At 64.7% G+C, this 24423-nt stretch carries 13 protein-coding genes; 4 read left to right on the top strand and 9 right to left on the bottom strand.

Features of this window, described 5'->3' with window-relative positions; all coding sequences use genetic code 11:
* Positions 1 to 85 precede the first annotated feature (85 nt).
* Positions 86 to 1276 carry an O-succinylhomoserine sulfhydrylase gene (locus VGH41_RS15990; protein ID WP_331598448.1) on the top strand — a complete coding sequence of 397 codons (1191 nt, stop codon included), beginning with the start codon at positions 86 to 88 and terminating at the stop codon, positions 1274 to 1276.
* Positions 1277 to 1379: 103 nt separating this feature from the next.
* Here VGH41_RS15990 and VGH41_RS15985 read toward each other — a convergent pair whose 3' ends face one another.
* The gene (locus VGH41_RS15985) at positions 1380 to 2171 is read right to left on the bottom strand and encodes an AraC family transcriptional regulator (protein ID WP_331598447.1); all 792 of its coding nucleotides are present in this window, start codon (positions 2169 to 2171) and stop codon (positions 1380 to 1382) included.
* A 33-nt stretch (positions 2172 to 2204) separates the two neighbouring features.
* Complete coding sequence (locus VGH41_RS15980; RefSeq protein ID WP_331598446.1) at positions 2205 to 2546, bottom strand: FKBP-type peptidyl-prolyl cis-trans isomerase; 342 nt, start codon at positions 2544 to 2546, stop codon at positions 2205 to 2207.
* A 210-nt stretch (positions 2547 to 2756) separates the two neighbouring features.
* Here VGH41_RS15980 and VGH41_RS15975 point away from each other — a divergent pair, with 210 nt between their 5' ends.
* The 3 genes from VGH41_RS15975 to VGH41_RS15965 all read left to right on the top strand — a co-directional run bounded on the left by VGH41_RS15975 (position 2757) and on the right by VGH41_RS15965 (position 5720).
* On the top strand, positions 2757 to 3551 hold the full coding sequence (locus VGH41_RS15975; protein WP_331598445.1) for a HAMP domain-containing sensor histidine kinase: 795 nt from the start codon (positions 2757 to 2759) through the stop codon (positions 3549 to 3551).
* A 97-nt stretch (positions 3552 to 3648) separates the two neighbouring features.
* Positions 3649 to 4992: a hemolysin family protein gene (locus tag VGH41_RS15970; RefSeq protein WP_331598444.1), complete on the top strand. Its 1344-nt coding sequence runs from the start codon at positions 3649 to 3651 to the stop codon at positions 4990 to 4992.
* A gap of 5 nt (positions 4993 to 4997) precedes the next feature.
* Positions 4998 to 5720, top strand: coding sequence for a sulfite exporter TauE/SafE family protein (locus VGH41_RS15965; protein ID WP_331598467.1), 723 nt, complete (start codon positions 4998 to 5000; stop codon positions 5718 to 5720).
* Positions 5721 to 5754: 34 nt separating this feature from the next.
* On the opposite strand, the gene treY is transcribed toward VGH41_RS15965, so the two are convergent.
* The 7 genes from treY to VGH41_RS15930 form a co-directional block, all read right to left on the bottom strand.
* Positions 5755 to 8598 carry a malto-oligosyltrehalose synthase gene (gene treY / locus VGH41_RS15960; RefSeq protein WP_331598443.1) on the bottom strand — a complete coding sequence of 948 codons (2844 nt, stop codon included), beginning with the start codon at positions 8596 to 8598 and terminating at the stop codon, positions 5755 to 5757.
* Positions 8595 to 10784: a 4-alpha-glucanotransferase gene (gene malQ / locus VGH41_RS15955; protein ID WP_331598442.1), complete on the bottom strand. Its 2190-nt coding sequence runs from the start codon at positions 10782 to 10784 to the stop codon at positions 8595 to 8597. Before malQ ends, treY begins: the two co-directional genes overlap by 4 nt.
* Entirely contained in the window at positions 10781 to 12691 is a 1911-nt protein-coding gene (treZ, locus tag VGH41_RS15950) for a malto-oligosyltrehalose trehalohydrolase (protein WP_331598441.1), read from the bottom strand. Before treZ ends, malQ begins: the two co-directional genes overlap by 4 nt.
* A gap of 111 nt (positions 12692 to 12802) precedes the next feature.
* Complete coding sequence (gene glgX, locus VGH41_RS15945) at positions 12803 to 14989, bottom strand: glycogen debranching protein GlgX (RefSeq protein ID WP_331598440.1); 2187 nt, start codon at positions 14987 to 14989, stop codon at positions 12803 to 12805.
* Positions 14990 to 15178: 189 nt separating this feature from the next.
* On the bottom strand, positions 15179 to 17392 hold the full coding sequence (glgB, locus tag VGH41_RS15940; RefSeq protein WP_331598439.1) for a 1,4-alpha-glucan branching protein GlgB: 2214 nt from the start codon (positions 17390 to 17392) through the stop codon (positions 15179 to 15181).
* Positions 17385 to 20846: a maltose alpha-D-glucosyltransferase gene (treS, locus tag VGH41_RS15935; protein WP_331598438.1), complete on the bottom strand. Its 3462-nt coding sequence runs from the start codon at positions 20844 to 20846 to the stop codon at positions 17385 to 17387. The genes glgB and treS overlap by 8 nt, the downstream gene beginning before the upstream one ends.
* Positions 20846 to 24289 (bottom strand): maltotransferase domain-containing protein, encoded by a 3444-nt coding sequence (locus tag VGH41_RS15930; protein WP_331598437.1) that lies wholly within the window; start codon positions 24287 to 24289, stop codon positions 20846 to 20848. The genes treS and VGH41_RS15930 overlap by 1 nt, the downstream gene beginning before the upstream one ends.
* Between the last annotated feature and the right edge of the window lie 134 nt (positions 24290 to 24423).

The following is a 24423-nucleotide window of genomic DNA, read 5'->3' as shown; positions in this document are numbered from 1 at the left end:
CTGGAAAAGTGACATCACGTGAGGCCCTCGTGACACAGCCTTCGCGGCACAGACGGCACACGTGCAAAACGGAACTAGAACCAACATGGACGACTCCCTGAACTTCGACACCCTCGCGGTCCGCTCGGGCACGCTGCGCAGCGACTTCAACGAGCATTCCGAAGCGCTGTTCCTCACGTCGAGCTTCGTATTCGCCAGCGCCGCGGACGCGGCCGAGCGCTTCAAGAATTCCGAAGAGAACTACACGTACTCGCGCTTCACGAATCCCACGGTCACGATGTTCCAGGACCGCCTGGCCGCGCTCGAAGGCGGTGAGGCGTGCATGGCGACGGCCTCGGGCATGGCGGCCATCATGTCGGTGGTGATGTCGCACCTGCAGGCAGGCGATCACCTCGTCAGCTCGCAGGCGCTGTTCGGTTCCACGCTCGGCATGTTCTCGCAGATCTTCAGCAAGTTCGGCATTACGACGACCTTCGTGGATGCAACCAGTCTGGATGCATGGAAAAACGCCGTGCGTCCCGAGACGAAGATGTTCTTCCTCGAAACACCGTCGAATCCGTTGACCGAAGTGGCCGACATTCAGGCCATCAGCAAGATCGCGAAGGCCGCAAACGCGCTGTTCGTGGTGGACAACTGCTTCTGCAGCCCGGCGCTGCAGCAGCCGCTCAAGCTCGGCGCGGATGTGGTCATGCACTCGGCCACCAAGTTCCTTGACGGTCAGGGCCGTGTGCTCGGCGGCGCGCTGGTGGGCTCGAAGCAGTTCATCATGGAAAAGGTGTTCCCGTTCGTGCGCAGTGCCGGGCCAACCTTGTCCGCCTTCAATGCCTGGGTCCTGCTCAAGGGCATGGAAACGCTCTCGCTGCGCGTCGAAAAGCAGTCGGCCAATGCCATGGAAATCGCGCGTTGGCTCGAAGCGCATCCGGCCGTGAGCCGCGTGTTCTATCCGGGGCTCGAATCGCATCCGCAGTTCGAGATTGCCAAACGTCAGCAGAAAATGGGTGGCGCGATTCTGTCGTTCGAGTTGAAGGGAGATACGCCTGAAGCGCAGCGTGCGAACGCGTGGCGCGTGATCGACAACACGAAGGTATGCTCCATCACCGGCAATCTCGGCGATACGCGCACGACCATCACACATCCGGCGACCACGACGCACGGTCGTTTGACGCCGGAAGCGCGCGCGGCGGCCGGCGTCACGGAGGGGCTGATCCGCCTCGCGGTTGGCCTCGAAAACGCGGGCGATATCCGCAACGATCTGGCGCGCGGGCTGGCGGGGTAAGGAAAACAGGCGGGAGTGGCCGGCAGCGGTTCATACCGGCTGCAAAACGCGCGGGCCTTTGGCTGAGGCAAATGTTGCAGCCGGCCCGCGTTCAATCATCGCATCAATGCCGCACGCTGCGCCATTGACCGGGCGCGAGTCCGAAACGCCGCGTGAACGCATGCGTGTAGGCGCTCTGATCGCCGAAGCCGACTTCGAGCGCGATGTCGGTCAGCGAGCGGCGCGGGTCGGCCAGCAGCGTGATGGAGATATCGAGCCGCAGACGCTGCAAATAGCGATTCGGCGTCTCGCCGAACGCCTCATTGAAGAGCTGGTGGAAACGCCGCATGCCGAAGCCGCAATGCGCGGCGAGATCGGCCACGCGCAGGGGTTCGGATAAATGCGCGCGCAGCCATCGGTCGATGCGCGCAAAGTCGAGACCAGCTCCGGGCACACCATCAAGCGTTGCGGAACGGGTCGTGGCGGCGTCCGAGAGCATGGCCGCGCACAAACGCGCAGCGGCATCCCAATGAAAACGCCGCGCGGCAAGTTGGTCGGCAGCCCGCATGCCGCCCGTCGCACGGGCCGCGATGGTGTGTACCAGCTGCGTGAGCGACGCATCCACCGTCACGGCACGGGCGCGCTCGAACAGGCGTTGCGGCACCGCGAGGGATGCCGCGGGCAAATCCAGTACCAGCTGACGATTCTCGCCGACGCCTGCATAGTCATGCCGGGCGCCGGCGGGAATCAGCCACGCCGAACCGGCGTCGATCTGCTGACCGACGCCGTCCACCGTCATCACCATCGCGCCGTCGAGGCCCAGCACGACCTGATGAAAGTCGTGCAGATCCGTCGCTTCGACCGCGCCATAACGGCGCAACGAAACGCTAGGGGCCGTGACGGCTGCGTGGCTCATGTCGGTAAAAACGTCCGCTGAATGGCTTTGCGCTTAAACGTCGAGCAGTTCGACTTCGAACACGAGCGTCGCATTCGGCGGAATCACGCCGCCTGCGCCGCGCACGCCGTAGCCGAGTTGCGGCGGAATGGTCAGCTTGCGCACGCCGCCAACCTTCATGCCCTGCACGCCTTCGTCCCAGCCCTTGATGACCATGCCGCCGCCCAGCACGAAAGCGAACGGGTCGTTACGGTCCTTGCTGGAGTCGAACTTCTGGCCATCGGTCAGCCAGCCGGTGTAATGCACGCTGACGGTCTGGCCAGCCTTCGCTTCCGCGCCGGTGCCTTCGGTCAGGTCTTCGTACTTGAGGCCGGAATCAGTAGTCACGGTCGGCATGTGTTACTCCTTAAGACAGACGTAAAAGACGACATTGTAGGCGCGTTGCTGGTGCCTCGCCCAGCTTGTCCCTACAAGCTTTCCTGACTCAGGAGACGGGCGCTGCGCGAATGCGTGCGTTGTGTCGGCGATGAGCCCTGGCGTGCGAGTGAGCGTGCCTATAATGAGGGCTCCGTTTATTCAGATGCACTGCCTGAGAGGGTTTCGATCGTGACAACGTCTTCCACTGGCGGCAACGACCAGCAGGCTGCTTCCAGCGTCCCCCGGTCCGAACGCACCGCGCATCGGTGCGCGGAGGCTGCGCTGTTCATGCGCGATCACGTGTTGTCGCTGGTATCGCACGACTTGCGCGGCCCGCTGAACGCGATCCATAGCTGGGCGTACGTGCTGGAGCGCAAGCTCGACGCCAACGACCCGGCGGCGCAGCGGGCCATCGGCGGCATCCGCAGTGGCGTGGACCAGCAGGTGAAGCTGCTGGAGACGATCGTCGATACGACCCGCGCCGGCACTCGCAACCTGGTGCTCGCGCGCGAGCCGTTCGCCTTGCAGGCGTTGCTGTCGGATTCAGCCGACGAGGTCCGCTCGGGCCTCGCGCGTTCGCGGGGCGTCTCGGTCGCCTTCGATTCGTCGCTTTCGACGGAGCAGTTCAGCGGCGACCGCGAGCGGCTCGCCGCCGCGCTGTGGTTGATGCTCACCTTCGCGGTGGAAGCGAGCGTGGACGGTGCGAAGGTCACGCTGACGTCGAAGGCCGACAGTAGCCAATGGCACGCCGCCGTCAGCTTCGATGCAACGCCTGCCGCGCTCGTCGACGCCGCCCTGCCGCATCTGCTCGAGCCGTTCGCTCGCACGCAGGCCGGTGCGCCGCGTGAAGCGGGCCGGATTGCATGGGTGCTGTCGCTGTGCAAGCGCGTGGCGGAAGCGCATGGCGGCACCTTCGAGCAGGGTGAAATGCAGGACGGCCAGCCGGCGCAGCTCGGTTTGCATATCCCGCTCGCCACGCCGTGAGCGCCTTCAACGCCAGACCACGCCAGATCGCGCAACAAACTTTCATTTAGCTTTCCGTCTCTATACTGACAACTTTTTGTTGCCGGAGCCCTTTCTCTTGATTCAGGTCGTCGCCCTTATTGGAGCGTTGTTGCTCGTTGCACTCAACGGGTTCTTTGTTGCGGCCGAATTCGGTCTGGTAAAACTGCGGCAGACGCGGGTACAGAGCCTCGCCGCCAGGCACGGTGTGCGTGGGCGTCTGCTGGCGAAAGTCCACGGCCAGCTGGATGTCTATCTGTCCGCCTGTCAGCTCGGCATCACGCTGGCTTCGCTGGGGCTTGGCTGGATCGGCGAACCGGCCTTCGCGGAGCTGCTGACGCCGGTGTTCCGCGTGCTGGGCGTGGAATCGGAGAAGCTGATTCACGGCGTCTCGCTGTTTTTCGCTTTCTCGTGCATTTCGTTTTTGCACATCGTGGTTGGCGAGCTGGCGCCGAAGTCGCTCGCCATCCGCGAAGCCGAGAAGATCTCGCTATGGACCGCCGCGCCGCTCTACGGCTTCTACTGGGCCATGTATCCGGCCATCTGGGTGCTCAACACCAGCGCAAATGCGGTGTTGCGTGTAGCCGGCCTTGCCGCGGAGCACGGCGGCGACACGCATTACTCGACGGAAGAACTGAAGCTGATCCTGCGCGGCCGCCGTCCCGGCGTGGCGGGCGGCATCGGCAGCGGCGAGGACGCCTACAGCCAGGATGAGTGGAACACCATCGCGCACTCGCTGGATTTCTCGCGCATGACCGTCTCGGATCTGATGCGCCCCGCGCATGAGATGGTGGGCCTGCGCCGGGACCTGCCGTTGCGCGACAACATGCAGGTGGTGGCGCGGCATCGCTTCAGCCGCTACCCGCTGTTCGAGGATGCATCGGGCGAACGCGTGGCCGGCATGATCCATCTGAAGGATCTGTTGCTGGCGCGTCAGGCGGGCAGCACGCTCGACGATCTGTCGAAGTACGTGCGGCCGGTTCAATACGTGAAGCCGCAGATGCCCGCGCTCGAACTGTTCCGCCGTTTTCGGAAGGGCGCGCCGCACATGGCGCTGGTCGGACACAAGAACTCGGCGCCGATCGGCTTCCTGACGCTCGACAATCTGCTGGGCGCGCTGGTGGGCCAGATTCACGACGAATTCCGCCAGGGCGACGCCGACTGGACCCGCATGGACGACGGCACGCTGATGGGCAAGGGTAGCTTGCCGGTGGTGTCGCTGGAGCGGGCGTTGGGTATCGATATCGACGAGGGGCGCGCGGAGTCGGTCGGCGGCCTCGTGATCCAGGCGCTCAACGATCTGCCGACGGAAGGTCAGCGCATCGACTTCGACCGCTTCGACATCGTCGTCAAAAAGATGAAGGGGCCGCGCATTCTGCTGGTGCGCGTCTATCCGAAGCTATTCGACGACGAGGGCGGTTGAGCGACATGGGATATCTGCTCGTGCTGTGCGTGGGTCTCCTGGCGGGCATGCTGAGCGGGGTGATCGGCACAGGCTCGTCCATGATGCTGATGCCCGTGCTCGTGATGTTGTTCGGGCCGCAACAGGCCGTGCCGATCATGGCGATTGCCGCGATCTTCGGCAATCTGGGCAAGATTCTCGCGTGGTGGCGTGAAGTCGACTGGCGCGCGTGCGCGGCCTATTGTTCGACGGCAGTGCCGGGCGCGGCGCTTGGCGTGCGTACGCTCCTCGCGCTGCCGCCGCACGCGGTCGAACTCGCATTAGGGGTTTTCTTTGTAGCGATGGTGCCCACCCGCCGTTGGCTTGCGCGCCGCGAAATCAGGTTCTCGCTGGTGCATCTCGCGCTGATCGGCGGCGTGGTGGGCTTTCTCACGGGCATCGTGGTGTCGACCGGGCCGATCACCGTGCCGGTGTTCATGTCCTATGGCCTCGTGAAAGGCGCGTTTCTCGCGACGGAGGCGGCTGGTTCGCTGGCGGTATACGGCACCAAGGTGGCCGTGTTCAAACACTTTGGCGCATTGCCGCTGCATGTCGTGTTCGATGGCTTGATTGTGGGCGCGTCGCTGATGGCCGGCTCGTTTTGCGCGCGTCATATCGTGGTGCGCATGAGTCCGGGCACGTTCAAACTGGTCGTCGACGGTCTGATGCTGTCCTCAGGACTTTCGCTGCTGTGGGCGGCCGGGCGCTAACCGCACGCTAACCACGCGCCGAGCCACCCCTCGCTCACACCCGCGGCACGCCGTCTTCCACCAGCACGGCCACCGGCAGCGACGCGAGAGCATCGCGCAGATACAGCACGCCGCTCTCGTCGACTTTGGGCGCGGCGGGACTCAGCCAGTCGAACAGCGAGCGCGAAGTCAGCTCAGCCGGCATCTCGATGGCCGTGTCGTCCCACTGAGCCGCATCGACGAGCGGCAGGTCGGTGCCCGGATCCAGCAAACCCGCTGCAAGATGCGTGACGATGATCACGGCCCACGCATTCGCATGCCTGCGCGCGAACGCCACCACGTGCGCGGCGTGTTTGCCCTGCACCGTCAACGGCAGATACGCGCCCTGGCTCAGCAGCTCCGGCAAATGCGCGCGCAGCGCCAGCACCCGCTGCACGAGCGCGAGCTTCACGCGGCCACTCCGCCATTCAGGCAAAAACTCGGACGGCGGTGTGTCGACGAGCCACGCCGCGCGCTGCGCAAAATCCACCGGACGACGGTTATCCGGATCAACCAGACTGAAATCCCATAGCTCGGTGCCCTGGTACAGATCCGGCACGCCGGGGGACGCCAGCCGCAGCACGGTCTGCTGCAAGCTGTTGATGGCACCCGCCTTGCCGAGGCGCGCGACCAGTGCCGACAACTCGCGCAGGAAGCCGTCGCGGCGCTGCGGCGCGAGGATGTCGAACAGGAAATCGCGGCAGGCATTCTCGTACGTTTCGTCGGGCGCGAACCATGACGTGCGCAGCTTCGCTTCGCGCAGCGCCTTCAACTGCCATTGCGCGACGCGTTCGGCAAGCGCCTTCACGCCCGCGTCGTCGTCGGGCGAAAGAGCGGGGGGCCAGCAACCCACCAGCGTCTGATACAGCATCGCTTCGGCGGCAGGGCCGGGCGCCCAGTCGTGTGCAACGCCATTTGCGCTGCCATCCAGCGCACGACGATGCGGTGTGTTCAAGGTCGACCACGCACGCAAGGTTGCGCTCCAGTCTTCCGCGATTTCGCTGAGCACGGCGAGCCGCGCGCGCACGTCTTCGCCACGCTTGTGATCATGCGTCGCGGTGCAAAGCATCGCATGCGGGAAGCGGCGCGCGCGTTCCGCGTTCGCCGCGTGAAACTGCTCGACCGACAACGCGAATTCACCGGGATCCGCGCCGACTTCATTGCGCGACAGCAGCCGGCCATAGCGATAACAGGCGGTATCTTCGACGGCTTTCGCCGCGACCGGCGCGGTGAGTTGTGAGAACAGCGTCTGCGCGGTGCGTCGTGACGAGCCCGCGTGATTGAACGGCGCGCCGTTCTGACCGGCTGGCGCGCCGGATGGGCGAGGCGAAGTGGCGTCGTCTGCGGCGCTCCCGCCCAGCCATGCGTTCGCCTGTTCGAGCACCGCATGATCCGCGCGCGGCAGCGCGTGTCTTGCACCGTCCAGCGCCCGATTGAAGTACACGTTGTCTGCTTCCGTGCGCAAGCCGTTTTGCGGATAGACGCGATACACCGGAAAATGCACGACCAGTTCGGTCAACACGCGCCGCAGCGCAGTGAAGGTGAAATCACGCGTGACGATGGAGTCGCGCGCAATCCGATGCAACGCACGCGCCGCCCGATCCAGTTCCGCGGACAGATTTTCCGCGAGAACCTTGCGCCGCGCGGCCATGGCTTCGTCGGCAAAGTTCGCGCTGCGTCCGCTCAGCTCGGCCCACGTCGCGGCGAGCGGTTCGGCGCCCGCCGGATCGTGCATCAGCGCGCCGACGTCGTTCATGAAGTCGTAGCCGGTGGTGCCGTTGACGGGCCAGTCATCGCGCAACGGCTCGCCGCGGCCGAGAATCTTTTCGACCACGAGATACGGCTCCCCCTCGCGCAATTCCGTGAGACGTTGCCGCAGGCGCTGGCAGTATTCGCGCGGCTCGGCGAGGCCATCCACGTGATCGATCCGCACGCCGTCGATCAGTCCTTCTGCATAGAGACGGAACGGCAACGCATGCACGGCTTCGAACACCTCCGGCCGCTCGACGCGCACGCCGGCCAGTGTGCTGATGTCGAAAAAGCGCCGCCAGTTCACTTCATCCGACGCCGTGCGCCACCAGGCCAGCCTGAAATGCTGGCGCTCGAGCAGGCGGTGGAGCTTGTCGCGAGTGACGGCGGCGCTGGGCGAGTAGGCTTCCAGCGCCGTCTCGATAGCCGACGTGCCGTTCTGCGCGGCGAACTCACGCAGCAACTCGCGTCCTTCGGCGGCGCGCGGCTGATCCGCGGGTTGGGTCGTCAGCCCGCTGAAGCGTTCGGCGAGTGCACTCAGGTCCGCGCGCCCGGCGCTTTGCAGGATCGCGGCGTAATCGATCGGGCACACGGGGCCGACATGCGGCCCATACGCAATATAGAAACGCCCGCTATCCGCCGCAAAGCGCAGGGCGATGCGGCCGGCGGCCAGTTCCTCGCCATACGCGGCGCCGAGGCATGGCATCAGCACCTTGCCGCGCAAGGCCGGGTCGGGCGAGTGCCAGTCAATGTCGAAATGCCGCGCGTAAGCGCTATGACGACCCCACTCGAGGATATCGAGCCACCACGCGTTGCTCGATCCACCCACGCCCATGTGATTCGGCACCACGTCGATGATCAGCCCCATGCCATGCTCGCGCAGCTTGTCGACGAGCCGTTTGAGGCCCGCTTCGCCGCCGCATTCGGCGCTTACCTGGCTGTAGTCGACCGTATCGTAGCCGTGCATCGAGCCGGGTTCGGCGGTACTCACCGGCGACGCATACAGATGGCTCACGCCGAGCGCAGCGAAGTACTCGACGTGCGCGAGCGCATCGTCGAATGTGAAGTCCTTGTGGAACTGGAGTCTGAGCGTAGAGCGCGGGACGGTCATGGCGTGTCGGGCCCCGTAGAAGCAGTCGTGGAAGCGGATGCGGCAACACTGCGCGCGCGATCGACGGCGAGCAGGCGGTCGTTGAAAGTGGGATCCGCGAACAGCTCGTCGACGGGCAGCGCGAGACGGCGCCGCCAGTTCGGATGCTCGTCGATCGAACCGGGCAGATTCGGCTGATCTTCCAGCCCGAGCAGATCTTCGAGCGGATACGTCACGAGCGGTGTGGGCGTGGCCGCGACGAAGGCCAGCGCTTCATCCACTGGCGCGCTTTCCGGCGGAGGCGCCGGCACATTCTTCGCGGCTACGCCGGCTTGCTGGAATGCGCTCCACAATGCGGCGCGATCTTCCGCGCGCTCGGCGTGCGCCAGTTTCACCGGGTCGCGGCCGTCGGCGCGCGGCATGGTCTGGCCGATCTGGTTGCGCCAGTCGATGTCCGCGCCGCGCCACCAGCCGGTGACGGTAGGCAGATCGTGGGTGGTGGTGGTCGCCACCGCGTTGCGATCCCACTTGCGCGGCGGCTTGAAACCTTTGCCGGCTTCGCTTCGTTCGAACCACAGTACGCGAATCCCTGCTATGCCGTGTTCGTCTAGCCGCTCGCGGAAACCCGGCGGCACGGTGCCGAGGTCTTCGCCAATCACGATCGCACGATGCCGCCACGATTCGAGCGCGATCAGCCGCAGCATGTCTTCGAGCGGATAGCGCAGATACGCGCCGTGGCGCGCGCTTTCGCCCTCTGGCACGAGCCACAGGCGGCGCAAGCCGAGAATGTGGTCGATCCGCACGCCGCCGGCGTGTGTGAACGCAGCGCGCAACATGTCGATGAAAGCTGAGAAGCCTTGAATGCGCATGGCGCGCGGCGAGAAGGTGGTGAGCCCCCACGCCTGGCCGGCCTGGTTGAACAGATCCGGCGGAGCCCCGACCGACACGCCTTGTAGCATATCGTCGCGATACGACCACGCGTGACTGCCGGCGCTGTCGCAACCCACCGCGAGGTCCGCGATCAAACCGACCGCCATGCCCGCGTCGCGCGCCGCATGCTGCGCGTGCGACAGCCCTTTGGCAGCGAGCCACTGCAGGAACAGATGGAACTCGACCTCGTGACGATGCGCGTTGGCAAACGTTTCGACTTCCGCACTGCGCGGATCGCGTAACGCTTCGGGCCAGTTGCGCCAGTGACCGTTGCCGTCGGGTTGTGCAAGCTGTGCGGCTTGCAGCGCTTCGAAGCGCGCGTGGTCTTCGAGCGCGCGGCCGCCTTTGACGCAGAATGCGTTGAATTCGAGCGCACGCGGCGAGTCCTGCGCGCGCTCATGAACGCAGAACGCCTCGAACAAGATGCGCAGCACCTTGAGCTTGAGCTGCACGGCTTGCGGCCAGTCAATCAGCAAAGGCCTTTCGAGTTGCGACCAGGTGTCGCCCGCTTTGGCCGCTTCGATGGCCGCGCGGGCGGCCTCCGCGCCGAACACGGCGGCCGGATCGATATGCGTGACGTTCAGCCACAGGCGCGACGAAGGGGAATACGGGCTGAAGCGCTGCGGCTCGGCGCTGAACATCGCATGGGTCGGACTGACGGCGAGCGCGTGCGCGCCGCGCTTCGCGCTTTCAATGGCGAGATGCGACAGCGCCGAATAGTCGCCAATGCCGCCATCGCCCGTACGGCGCAAACCGTATAGCTGGGCGGCGACACCCCACAGCGGCGGCGCAGGCGTTTCGCGCATGGCTTGCCACGCATCGGCTGCGGTATAGCAGCGAGCCGGCGCGATGGCGAGCGTAATGCGATGGTCGTTGATATGGAGCGTGTGGTAACCCGGCTCGTCGATCGGCGACAACAGCGCCTCTTCGCCTTTCGGCGCGGTGAAGCGGCCATCGATCTGCGAGCCGCCCTCAAGCTCGATACGGTAGTGGCTGGCCGACTTGAATGCCGCGGCCGGCAGTGCAATCGCGCGCTCGCTTTCGGCGGTCATCAGCGGCGGCAGCTTGCGGCCGGACAACTCGGCGTCGAGCGCGGCGGCGCTCTGGCGGATCTGCGCCGCGCTGCCGCACGGCAACCCCATGCGTTCGAGCAGCACTGCCAGCGTGCGCTCGGGCACGTGCTGCGTGACATGGTGCGCGTCTTCCCATTCGACTTCGAAGCCGGCGCGCGACGCGAGGCTGTCGATCGATTCGCCGGAGCGTTTGGCGGCGCTCATGCGTGCCCCTCCCGTTCGTCCACTATGCGGGCATCATGCGTGTTCGCGTACTCGCTGACGTCGCCGGTCAGCCACGCGATGAACGCGTGGCCTGGCAATTCGTGTGCACTGAGACGGTCACGCGCGCGGGCCGGCGTTTCGAAGATCACCCTGCCCGCCGGTGTGTCGGGAAGCGCGACCGGATGATCTGCGAGGTTCAGCGCGATCGACAAGGTCTCTCCATCATCGAGCCGCCAGCGCGCAATCACGGCGTTTGCATCGCCGCCTTGTGCGGAAGAAAGTACGGTGGCGTCGAGCGATTTCACATGCGCGAGGCGCGGTGTAATCAGTTTGGCGCGCACGGTAAGCGCGGATTTATAGAAGTGCATCCACTCGAGCCGATCTTCCACGGCAGGTTCTGCCGTCGGATCGGCTTGCGGCGACGACGCCGCGAACGTCCTGGGATCGTTCGGGTCGGGAATCTGCGCGCGGCGCGTTTCGTCGCTGAACGAAGCAAAGCGTGCGAATTCGCGGCGGCGTCCTTCTCGTACGGCATCGGCGAGATCGCCGCTGTAGTCGGTGAAAAACAGGAACGGTTGAGCGGAGCCGAATTCCTCATCCATGAACAGCAGCGGAATCTGTGGCGAGAGCAGCAACAGTCCCGTCGCGGCGCGCAATGCGTCGGCGGGACACAGCTTGCGCAGCCGCTCGCCAAACGCGCGGTTGCCGATCTGGTCGTGATTCTGCAAAAACATCACGAACGACGTGGGCCGCAAGTGGCCGCTCGGTTCGCCGCGCGGTTTGCCGTCGTGGATCGGCGACGGCTCGCCTTGATACGCAAAACCTTCCTTGAGCACACGCGCCAGCTTGCGGATCGGCTGGTCCGCGAACGCGTGATAGTAGCCTTCGGTTTCGCCGGTCAGCAGCACGTGCAACGTGTTGTGCGCGTCGTCGTTCCACTGCGCGTCGAAGTGCGTTTCCAGCAGGTTCGCGCTGTTGTGCTCGTTTTCGAGGACGAGATGCACATGTCGCCCGTGCTGTATCTTCGCGTGAATGTGGTCCGCGAGTTCGCGCAGCCATGCGTGATTGTCGATGGCATGGACGGCATCGAAACGCAGTCCGTCGAAGCGATATTCGTTGAGCCAGTACGTCGCGTTGTCGGTGAAAAAGTCGCTGACTTCCGTGCGCGCGAAATCAATTGCGGGACCCCACGGCGTGTGCGTGCCCGCTCGAAAGAACGGCTCGGCATACTGGTGCAGATAATTGCCGTCCGGACCGAAGTGGTTATAGACCACATCCAGAAACACATTGAGGCCGACACCGTGCGCCGCATCGATCAACGCCTTCAATTCTTCGGGACGCCCATACGTCGAATCCGGGGCGTACGGCAGCACGCCGTCGTAACCCCAGTTGCGTTTGCCCGGAAAATCGTTCAATGGCATCAGTTCGATCGCGGTCACGCCCAGTTCGACGAGCGCCGGCAAGCGCTTCAAGACACCCGCATAGCCGCCCAGCGCGCCGACGTGCAATTCGTACAACACGGTTTCTTCCCACGGCCGGCCGTGCCAATGCGTGTGCTGCCACGTATAGGCGCGCGGGTCGATCACTTCGCTCGGACCATGCACGTCCTGCGGCTGAAAGCGCGACGCCGGATCGGGCACCTGCAATGCGCCGTCGAGCCGGTAGCGGTAAAGCGTGCCGGCACCGCATTCGGCTTCGGTTTCGAACCAGCCGTTGCCGGTGGCTGTCATGCCGAGCGCAGCGGGCGTGCCCGGACCTTCGATCTCGACCTGCACTGCCTCGCACGACGGCGCCCAGAAGCGAAAGCGCGTGCGCGGCCGCGCGCTCGTCGCGCCGAGCAGCTGCGCGCCGAATGGCAAGCAATGCGCGTGATGACGCGCATGAGGATCAATCGGACTTTCGGACATGATTCGTCACCATTCAGTTTTGCTTCGCTACGCTGCGGCCCTGAAACAGCCGCGCTAGCAGCCATACCCCGGTGAAGCCCGTTACAGATGCGCTGGTTCGTCGGTGGGCGACTACGTGCCCGGGTCGGGCGGCAGGGCCGTCAGCAGACGGGGACCATGCTCCGCACCCGCTTTCCAGCCGGCTTGCCAATCGGCCTCGCCGACCGGCTGTGCCGCCAGCATGACGAGCGTATGACCGGCGACTTCCACCTCCGGCACCGAGAGCGGATGGGGCATCGCATCCGGGTCCGCAGTATCGAGCAGCACATGCCATTCCAGGTGCGGCGCGGGCGGGGTGAACCGCAAGGTGTCGTTCGACGCATTCAGCATCATCAACAATACTTCGGTTTTTCCGTCGAGTCCTGGGCCGGCGCGGCGCAAGGTCAGCGCGCGTCCCTCCGGGTCCTGCCAGGCTTCGATGGTGAGCGGATCGCCGCGCTCGTCGAACCAGCCGATGTCGTACAGCCCCGGCAAGATTTCGCGGTCGCCGAACAGAAACCGTGTCTCGCGCAACAGCGGATGCTGCCTGCGCAGAGCAACCACGCGGGCGACGAATTCGCTCATCTTGCGACCTTCCTCCGAAGCCGCGTATTCCCAGTCAATCCACGATGTTTCGTTGTCCTGGCAGTATGCGTTGTTATTGCCGGCCTGGGTACGCCAGAATTCGTCACCGGCGAGCATCATCGGCGTGCCGAGCGCGAGGAACAGCGTGGTGATCAGCGAGCGCCCGACGCGCGCGCGGGTCGTCAGTAAAGCCGGATCGTCAGTCGGACCTTCTACTCCCCAGTTCGAGCTGCAGTTTTCGTTGTGGCCGTCGTTGTTGTTCTCGCCGTTTGCTTCGTTGTGCTTGTGCTCGTAGGCAACCATGTCCGCGAGCGTGAAGCCGTCGTGCGAGGCGACGAAATTGACCGACGCCCACGGCTTGCGAAAGCGGCGATTGAACAGGTCCGCGGAGCCCGTCAGCCGCGCGGCCAGATCGGGGCGCAGGCCGGCATCGCCGCGCCAGAAGCGGCGCACGGTGTCGCGAAAGCGATCGTTCCACTCGCCAAAACCGGGTGGATGATTGCCCAGCTGATAACCGCCCGGGCCGATATCCCACGGCTCCGAAATCAGCTTGCGCTGCGACAGGATCGGATCTTGCCGGATCGCATCGAAGAAGCCGGAGCCCGCATCGAAGCCGTGTTGCTCGCGGCCCAGTGTCACGCCGAGATCGAAACGGAAGCCGTCGATATTGAACGCCGTCGACCAGTAGCGCAGCGAATCCATCACCATCTGCAGCACACGCGGATGCTGCAGATTCAGCGTATTGCCGCAGCCGGTGTCGTTGATATGGTGACGTTCGTCGCCCGGAATCAGACGATAGTAGCTGGCGTTGTCGAGACCGCGCCACGCCACGGTCGGGCCCATCTCATTGCCTTCGCAGGTATGGTTGTAGACCACGTCGAGAAACACTTCGATGCCCGCCGCGTGCAGCTGCCGCACGGCAATGCGCATTTCGTCGAGCCGGTGCGTACTCAGATACGACGGCTCCGGTGCAAAGAAGGCCGCGGTGTTGTAACCCCAGTAGTTGCGCAGACCGCGTTCCACCAGAAAGCGGTCGTTCAGGAACGCGTGCACCGGCAGCAATTCGACTGCGGTGACGCCGAGAGTTTGCAAATGCTCGATGAATTCCGGCGACGACAGCGCTGCAAACGTGCCGCGTTCGTGCATGCGCAAGTCGGGGCGCAGCATCGACGCGCCGCGCACATGCGCTTCGTAGACCACGGTTTCGCCCCACGGCAAGTTCGGACGCGTGTCGTGCGACCAGTCGAACGCTTCGTCGATCACCACGCACTTCGGCATGGCCGGCGCCGAATCGCGCCGGTCGATCGACAGATCGAGGCGGTTCGAATGCACGCGGTAGCTAAACAGGGCATCGGACCAGCGAAACTGGCCAACCAGCTTGCGCGCATAAGGGTCGAGCAACAGCTTGTGAGGATTGAAACGATGCCCATGCTGCGGCTGGTACGGACCGTGCGCGCGAAAGCCGTACGCGGTGCCCGGATGAGCATTGGGCAGATAGCCGTGCCAGATCTCGTCGGTGCATTCGGGCAACGTGTAGCGCCTGATTTCCTTGCGTCCGGTGGTGTCGAACAGGCACAACTCGATTTGCTGGGCGTTAGCGGAAAACACCGCGAAGTTCACGCCCAGTCCGTCCCATTTCGCGCCGAGCGGATAGGGCGAGCCCGGCAGCAGCCGATCGGGTAATGCGTGCGACATGGTTCCCGTCCTTGTTCTGATTGGTAGCGCAGCGCTCGCTCGTGCTCTCCGTTCGCTTCCGCGTTCGCCAGGATGTGGCGCGCTGTGGGTTCGCTCAGTCGTGCGGCCTGCACGAACCGGTGCGCCTGTCGGACCGCTCCGCGCCGGGCGAGTGGCGCACGCCGCGCGGCGCGGTACTGCAGTGGCTCGTCAGTCGGCTCGCAGCACGATCGTCGCCAGCGGCGGCAGGATCAGCGCTGCGGATTGCGGTTTGCCGTGGCTCGCGATCTCCTCGGTGTAAATCAGACCCGCGTTGCCGACGTTCGAGCCGCCGTACACGCTGGCATCCGTGTTGAGGACTTCGCTCCAGCGGCCGCCGCGCGGCATGCCGACGCGGTAGCCGAGGCGCGGCACCGGTGTGAAATTGCAGACGATCACCAGTTCGCGCCCCGCGCCGTCGACACGCCGGTACGCATACACGCTGTTATCCGCGTCGTCGCCGATCAGCCATTCAAAGCCGCCCGGTTCGCAGTCGAGCGTGTAGAGCGCCGGTTCGTCGCAGTACAGACGGTTGAGGTCGCGAACCAGCAGTTGCGCGCCGTGATGCAGAGGATCGTCGAGCAGATGCCAGTGCGGCGAGGCGTCGTGATTGAACTCCGCCATTTGCCCGAACTCACCGCCCATGAAGAGCAGCTTCTTGCCCGGATGGGTCCACATGAAGCCGAAATACGCGCGCAGGTTCGCAAAGCGTTGCCAGCGGTCGCCCGGCATCTTGCCGAGCAGTGAGCCCTTGCCGTGCACCACTTCGTCGTGCGAGAGCGGCAGCACGAAATTTTCCGAGTATGCGTAGACCATCCCGAAGGTCATGTTGTGGTGATGGTAGCGGCGATAAACCGGATCTTCCTCCATGTAATGCAGCGTGTCGTGCATCCAGCCCATGTTCCACTTGAACTCGAAGCCGAGGCCGCCTTCTTCCACCGGCGCCGTCACGCCCGGCCATGCAGTGGACTCTTCCGCAATTGTGATCGCGCCAGGCACGCCCGGGACATAGCCCACCTCGTGATTGAGCCGCTTCAGAAACGCGATGGATTCGAGATTCTCGCGCCCGCCGTAAATGTTCGGCACCCATTCGCCCGCGGCGCGGGAATAGTCGCGATACAGCATCGACGCCACCGCATCCACGCGCAATCCATCCACGTGATAGCGCTTCAGCCACGCCAGCGCCGACGCGACGAGGAACGCGCTCACCTCGTTGCGGCCGAGGTTGTAGATCATCGTGTTCCAGTCCTGGTGATAGCCTTCGCGCGGGTCGGCGTGCTCGTAGAGCGGCGTGCCGTCGAAGTCGATCAGGCCGTGCGCGTCGTTCGGGAAGTGCGCCGGCACCCAGTCGAGAAACACACCGAGTCCCGCTTCGTGTGCCCGGTTGACGAACTGCGCGAACTCCTCGGGCTTGCCAAAGCGCGCGGAGGGCGCGAACTGCGCCAGCGGCTGATAACCCCATGAACCGCCGAACGGATGCTCGGCAATCGGCATGAATTCGATGTGCGTGAAACCCATGCCTTGCGCGTAGGGGATCAGCCGCTCCGCGAGTTCGCTCCAGTTGAGGGCGCGTTGATCTTCTTCCGCGATCCGCAGCCACGATTCGGCATGCACCTCATAGACGGAGATCGGCGAGCGCGGTGTCTGGTTCGCGCCGCGTGACTGGATCCAGGCACTGTCGGTCCAGGGAAACTGCTCGATCTCATCGACGTGCGCAACGATCGACGCGGTGGCCGGCGGCTTCTCCGTCTGCATGGCGCACGGGTCGGCTTTCAGCGGCAGCGGGTGGCCGTCGCGTGCCAGCAGTTCATATTTGTAACGGGTGCCCGCGCCGACCCGCGGCACGAACAGTTCCCAGACGCCGGCCTGATGGCGCAGGCGCATCGGATGTCGCCGTCCGTCCCACGCATTGAAGTCGCCCACCACCGACGCGCGCCGCGCATTCGGCGCCCACACGGCAAAGCGCACGCCGGGTATGCCATCCACTTCGACCGGCCGCGAGCCGAGGCATTCCAGCACGGCATACGGGTCGCCGTGGGCGAGCCGTTGCAACGGCTCGTCGCCGAGCACCGGCCCGAACGAATAGGTGTCCTCGATCTCCTGCACCGGACCATGCCAATCGATGCGCAAACGGTACGGCACGGCTTCGCTGACGCGTCCGACGAAGAGTCCGCCCGGATGCACCTGCTGCAGTTCGCCGAGCGTCTTGCCATCGGCGCGCGCAACGACCGTGACGTGAGCCGCGTTCGGCAGCAGCGCGCGCACCACCGGCCCCGCGTCGGTGTGATGCATGCCCAGTTGCGAAAACGGATCGGGATGGCGCGCTTCGACAAGCGCGTCCAGATCGAGAGACTGGAGGCCGGCGGCCGGATCGTACTCACTCATAATCGCCCTCGGCCGGGTTAGGCGGTGCGGCGCTGGAGGAACCCGGCGCCGTTGCATCGTGATGGGGGGGCGTGCCTGTGTCGCCCAGCAGGCGCGCCGTGAGTGCGGCGAGGCCGCGCACCGGCAAGCTGAGCCACGTCGGACGATTGGCCGCTTCGTAGCGGATCTCGTACGCGGCCTTCTCGATCAGGAACAGATCGAGCAAGGCCTGTTCGGCAGCGGGGGAGACGAGCGGTTGCGGTGCATTGGCCACGGCAGCGCGATACTCCTGCAGAAAACTTTCCGTGGCGTAACCGCGGAAGCGGTCGAATAGCGCCCGCTTGCGGTCGGCAGTCTGTTGCGGCGCGCTCTCCGTGGTCGATTGCGCCGCCGCGCTTGCATACGACAGCGAGCGCAACAGACCCGCGACATCGCGCATCGGGCTGGATTTCTGGCGCCGCTCTTCGAGCGTGCGTGCCGGTTCGCCTTCGAAGTCGATCAGAAACGCGTCGCCCTGCGCGACCAGCACCTGACCCAGGTGGAAGTCGCCATGGATGCGTGTGCGTAGCGCGTCGGTATCGGACGACACCAGCTTCGCGACCGCTTCGGTCAGGGCGGCGCGGCGGTCGAGCAGACTCTGCGCGAGTTCTTTCGTGTCGTCGGTCAATTGATCGATGCGCTGCACGAGCAGATCGAGCGCGGTGTCGAGCAGAGCCAGCGTGCCGTCGGTCCAGGCCTGCACCTGTTCGGCGCTGGCCGGCTCCGGCGCGAAGGCCGGGTCGTCGGAAGGTGACGCCAGCGCAACGTGCAGTTCGCCGAGGCGTCGGCCGATGATGCCGGCCATCGTCCGGTAGCCTTCGATCGCTTCGGCTTCGGTGTCGCGATCGGGCGCGGCGTCCGTATCGACGGCGAGCGCAAGGTCGTCGATCTCGCGGCGCAGGTAATCGAGCGCCCAGTTCCACGCGTCGCCCTGGTTGTCGATATAGCCTTGCAAGATGCACAGCGTATGCGGCACGCCGGCCGGATCGACGCGCACCACTTCGCCGTACAGCGGCGCGGTGTTCGCATAGCCGATCCTCGTCAGATAGCGGCTGATTTCCGCTTCCGGATGAATGCCGGCCACGAGCCGGCGCACCAGCTTCAGCACCACTGCATCCGCGATGATCAGCGAACTGTTGCTTTGCTCGGCGGCGAGCCAACGGATTTCCGGCCGCTCGCCCAGATCGAGTTCGCTGAAACGGTCGGTCGGAATGAAGCGGATTTCGCTCTTCTGCACGGTCGGCACGACGGCGCGCTCACGCAGTTTGCGCAAGACGTTGTGCGCGAAGATCGGCAGCGCGAACGCGTCCGTCAGATGGCCGACGTTGCGGCCGCGCCGCACGCGCGCCAGCGCCAGTTGCATGAAGAGGGGTGTGGTGGTTTCGCCACCCCATGTGATGGCGATAGGCAGCACGTAGCGTTCGGTGTGATCGCCGACGTCGGCTTCGATTTCGGTGAAGGCGAAGCCGCCGTTCGGGATCGTCGTCAACGCGGCGAGCCGCACCGCGTTCAGCTTCAGATCCTTCGAGGCAAACCAGCGGCGCCGGCTGAGCCACGACGGCAACACCTCGGATTCGAGCAGCCGGACGTTTTCCGGCGTCGGGCCGGCCTGACCTTCGCGAATCACAATGGTGACGAATTCCGGCAACGGTTCCGATGACGCCTGGCTCCAGGTCGGACGCGCGCTGCCCGGGCACAACAGGAACCAGAGAAAACCATACGGTGGAAACGTCAGCAGATAGGTGAGCTGGCCAATCGCCGGAAACACGGAATCCGCGGTCATTTCAATCGGCACGGTGCCGTTGAATTCCGACAGATCCAGTTCGACCGCCTGCGGCGCGCGCGACAGGTTCGCCACGCACAGAATGGCCGGCTCGCCGGGCATCTCGCGCAGGTAAGCGAGAATCTTGCGATTGGCCGGCTTCAGGAAACGAATGGTGCCGCGCCCAAAGGTTTGTTTGGCGCGGCGCGTGGCGAGCATGCGGCGCGTCCAGTTCAGCAGCGAATGCGGATCGCGGCTTTGCGCTTCCACGTTGACCGCATCGAAGCCATACAGCGAACCCATCACCGGCGGCAGAACCAGTTGCTCGGGATCGGCGCGCGAAAAACCGCCGTTGCGGTCGGACGACCATTGCATCGGCGTGCGCACGCCGTCGCGGTCGCCCAGGTGAATGTTGTCGCCCATACCCAGCTCGTCGCCGTAGTAGATGACGGGTGTGCCTGGCATCGACAGCAGCAGCGAATTGATCAGTTCGATGCGCCTGCGGTCGCGCTCCATCAGCGGGGCAAGACGGCGCCGGATGCCGAGATTCAGCCGCGCGCGGCGATCGCTTGCATAGGTGTTCCACAGGTAATCGCGCTCCGAATCCGTGACCATTTCGAGCGTCAGTTCATCGTGATTGCGCAGGAAAATCGCCCACTGGTTGGTTTCGGCGAGATCCGGCGTTTGCCGCATGATGTCGGTGATCGGAAAGCGGTCTTCGCTGGCGATCGACATGTAGATGCGCGGCATCAGCGGGAAGTGGAACGCCATATGGCATTCGTCTTCGTCACCGAAATATTCCTTCACGTCCTCTGGCCACTGATTCGCTTCGGCGAGCAACATCCGGTTCGGATATTCGGCGTCGATCGTGGCGCGAATCTTCTTCAGAATGGCGTGCGTTTCCGGCAGGTTTTCGTTGTTGGTGCCTTCTCGTTCCACCAGATACGGCACGGCATCCAGACGCAGACCGTCAATGCCCATATCCAGCCAGAAGCGCATGACCTGCAGCACTTCTTTCAGCACGGCCGGATTGTCGAAATTCAGATCGGGCTGATGCGAATAGAAGCGGTGCCAGAAGTACGCGCCGGCGACCGGATCGTGAGTCCAGTTGGAGGGCTCGGAATCAATGAAGATGATGCGCGTCTCGGTGTACTTCTGATCCGTATCGGACCACACGTAGTAGTTGCGATGATTCGAGCCAGGTTTTGCGCGCCGCGCACGCTGAAACCACGGGTGCTGGTCCGACGTGTGGTTGATCACCAGTTCGCTGATCACACGAATACCGCGCGCGTGCGCTTCCTGAATGAAGTGCTTCACGTCGGTGAGCTGGCCGTAGTCCGGGTGGACGCTGCGGTAATCGGCAATGTCGTAGCCGTCGTCGCGGCGCGGCGAAGGATAGAACGGCAAGAGCCAGATCGCGTTCACGCCGAGTTCGGCGATGTAGTCGAGCTTTGCGATCAGCCCGGGAAAGTCGCCGACGCCGTCGTTGTTGCCGTCGAAGAACGACTTGATGTGCACCTGATAAATGATCGCGTCCTTGTACCAGAGCGGATCGTCGCTCAGCGTCGAGGCTTTGCCACGCCGCGACGGCTTCGCCTTCGCGGTGCGGCTGACGGTGCTGGCAGCGGTGGTGTGAGCTTGCGACGTGCTCTCTTGCGGGTCGTCACGTTTCATTACGCACCTTCGGTCGGGGTTGGGCTGCCAGCGTCTGCGTGGCTGCCGCTGTCGTCGTCTGCACTGGGAGGCTCGGGTGGCAAGCCGTCGGCTGGAGCGATGCGCCAGATCGCGAATGGCATGACGCCCGGATTGAGCCGCACGTGTTGCCAGCGTCCGTACCACTCGAAGCGCGCGCCGCTCATCTGGTCGACTACTTCGAGCGCGGCCTGATCGTGCAGCTTCCAGTGCGCGAACGTGCTCCACGAAAGCTCGACGTCCGCGCCCTGCTCGTTGAACGGATCGAGATTGATGGCGACGACGATCACGTTGTCGCGCGCCTCCGTGGCTTTCTCGAAGAACAGGATGTGATCATTGTGCGCCGGCAAAAACGTCAAGCCCAGATGTGTTTGCAGTGCCGGATTGGCGCGGCGAATCCGGTTCAGGGCGGTGATCTCGCCGACAATATTGCCTGGCCGGTGCCAGTCCCACGCACGCAACTGATACTTCTCGGAGTCGAGATATTCTTCGCTGTTCGGCAGCGCGGCGGCTTCGCACAACTCGAAACCGCTATACACGCCCCACAGGCCCGACAAGGTCGCGGCCAGCGCCGCGCGCATCACAAAGCCGGCACGTCCCGACGACTGCAAGTGCCGCGGATTGATGTCCGGCGTGTTGACGAAGAAATTCGGCCGGTAGTAATCGCGAATCGCGGTCTGCGTGAGGTCGGTCAGATACTCGGTGAAATCGCGCTTCGATTCGCGCCACGTGAAATACGTGTACGACTGCGAAAAGCCGATCTTGCCGAGCCGGTACATCATGCGTGGGCGTGTGAAGGCTTCGGCGAAAAAGATCACCTCCGGATGACGCGCGCGCACGTCGCCGATCATCCATTCCCAGAACGGCAGCGGTTTCGTATGCGGATTGTCGACTCGGAAAATCTTCACGCCGGCCTGCACCCAGAACAGGATCACGTCACGCAGCGCGAGCCACAGGTCGGGCTTGGCGTCGTGCGCATAGAAATCCGGGTTGACGATGTCCTGGTATTTCTTGGGCGGATTCTCGGCGTAGCGCAGCGTGCCGTCGGGACGCCACGCGAACCACGTGGGATGCTCCTTCAGCCAGGGGTGATCCGGCGAACACTGAATCGCGAAGTCGAGCGCAATCTCCAGACCATGCTCGTGGGCCGCGGCAAGCATCTGCCTGAAGTCGTCGAGCGTGCCCAGCTGCGGATGCACGGCGGTATGCCCGCCTTCCTGCGCGCCGATTGCATAGGGGCTGCCTACGTCGCCGGGCTGCGCATTCAGCGAATTGTTGCGGCCCTTGCGGTTGGCGAGACCGATCGGGTGGATCGGCGGAAAGTACAGCACGTCGAAACCCATGTCGCGGATGCGCGGCAGCTTCTTCGTCACGTCCGCGAAATTGCCGTGATGCGATTCGTCGTCGCTCATCGAACGCGGGAAGATCTCGTACCAGCTGGCAAACGAGGCGGCGGTGCGCTCGGCGTCGACCTTGTAGATGATGGGGTCGCGCGCGAGGAACGGACGGTGGCGGGCGGCGGCCATCGCTTTCGCGGTGGTCGGCGCGAGCAGCAACGCGAGGCGCGTCTCGTGATCCGCTTTCGTGAACACCTTGACGATATGTTCGAGCGGCTCGGTGATAGCGCCTTCCACCGTTTCAACTTCAGCCAGCACCAGCGCGAACAGATGGTTCGCTTCCTCGATCTCGAGTTCGACGGTCTGTCCGGCCTTCAGCTTCTTCTGCACGTGCTCGACCAGCGACGCAAAGTCGTCGCGCCACGCGATCACGGTGAATTCATGCCGCCCGACCCGTTCGAGCGGCACACGCGCATGCCACAGATCGAGACCGGCGGGCGGCGCGGGGAGCATCGGCGCCTCGTGCCAGGCGGTTTCGTCCGCGGCGCGCCAGATCACCGCGGCGGCAATCTTGTCGTGACCCTCGGCAAAAATCGCAGCGGCGATTTCAACCCGTTCGCCGACTCGCCGTTTGGCGGGGAAGCGGCCGTCATCGACCGACGGCGTCACGCTTTCGATCGCCACACGCGGCGCATTGAGCGCCTCCAGCACGGTCTTGCGGCCGCTGCGTTTGCTGCCGGCCTTGTCGATGGGCGGCGCGAGCCGGATGGGTTTATCCGCCACCGCGCCAAACAGACGGCACGCGCCCGCTTCCAGCGTGAACGGCGCAAGCGGCGCGGGTGTGCCCCGGGAAGCCGAATCGAGCGGCACGAAACGCGTGAAATTGCCCGGCACGCCGGCGAGAAAACGCACCGGATCGACCCGTACCGGCGTCCCGAGCTCCGGGTTGATGACAATCAGCGTGGCTTGCGTGCTATCGCGCAGATCGAGGTGGTCGCCACGCAGCAGCACGGCTGCAGGCGCAGCCGGCCCGCTGAGCGCGCGCAGTTCGCCGACGCTCTGCAGCCCTTCGCTTGCGCGCAGCACCGCGTTTGCATGCGTGATGGGCTCGGCCAGATCGAAGCGCGCGGTCTTGCACAGTTCGGCGAACTGGGCAGCCTCGCCGCGTGTGTACGACATGGGTTGTGCCACGCCGTATTCGAAGCCCATCGGCAGCATCCAGCCGGTGCCGGTGGCCGCGGCCGTCAGCAGCGCGCGCCGGTAAGCGCGTTCGAGAATGGTCGCGTCGTACACCTCGCTCAGATCGGCGGCAAGACGCGTCCCGTAGGGCGCTTCCGGAAACGCGATGGGCGCGCCAATGCGGGTCAGCGCCGCATGCTCTTCCGTGATCCAGCTGGCGCGGTAGTCCCACCAGCGCACTGACGAGAACACACTGTCAAAGCCGGCGCCTTCGAGCCTGATCTGATCGGCGCGCGCCAGCCCCGGCGTGGCCGCCAGGAAGCGCACGGCCGGATACTTTTCGCGCACGGCATCGCCTAGCTGACGCCAGAAGCCGGCCGGCACGCAATGCGGCGAGTCGAAGCGAAAGCCGCTCACGCCCGCTTCGGCGAGCAGTAGCAGTTCGCGCGTCCACCAGTCGAGCCACGCGGCGCGGCAGCCGTCGTTGCCGAAGTTCGCATAGGCCACGTTGTCTTCGCGATGCCCATGGCGCGGATCGAGCCGCGCTTCCGCCGATTCGAACGGGTGGAACCAGTCCGGATGATCGGCGAACAGGCCGCCGTCGGCGGCGACGCGGTCAATCACGATGTCGGCCAGCACGCTCACGCCATGCTGCCGCGCAGCCTCAGTCAGACTGCGCAATGCCGCTGGCGCGCTCTGCTGGGTCGCGAAGGCAGGATGCAAGCGCCGGTGATCGCTGACGATCTGCCCATGCCCAGCCCGCCCGGGCTGGAACAGCGCGCCGATCAGCACATGATCGAAGCCGAGCGCGGCGGCGTGCGCGAACTGCGCAGGCCAGGCGTCGAGCGGCCCGACGAGAAGTGAGTGGAGAAAATAGATCCGCGGCGCATACCTTTGTGGAGGTTCCATCGGTCGTTTCCAGATTCGTCCTGCCGCGATGTAGATGCATGGCTATGCGATTACACCGCTCATTGGGCTTCCAGAGCCGGATGCTGCGCGTCACGTGAATCGACGGGCGTACTGGTCAATGTAGTGCAAAGATC

This window comes from Paraburkholderia sp. (genome assembly GCF_036488795.1).
Classification (GTDB): domain Bacteria; phylum Pseudomonadota; class Gammaproteobacteria; order Burkholderiales; family Burkholderiaceae; genus Paraburkholderia.
Note: the sequence above shows the minus strand (reverse complement) of the source record. Positions and strands in the feature narration are given on the sequence as shown.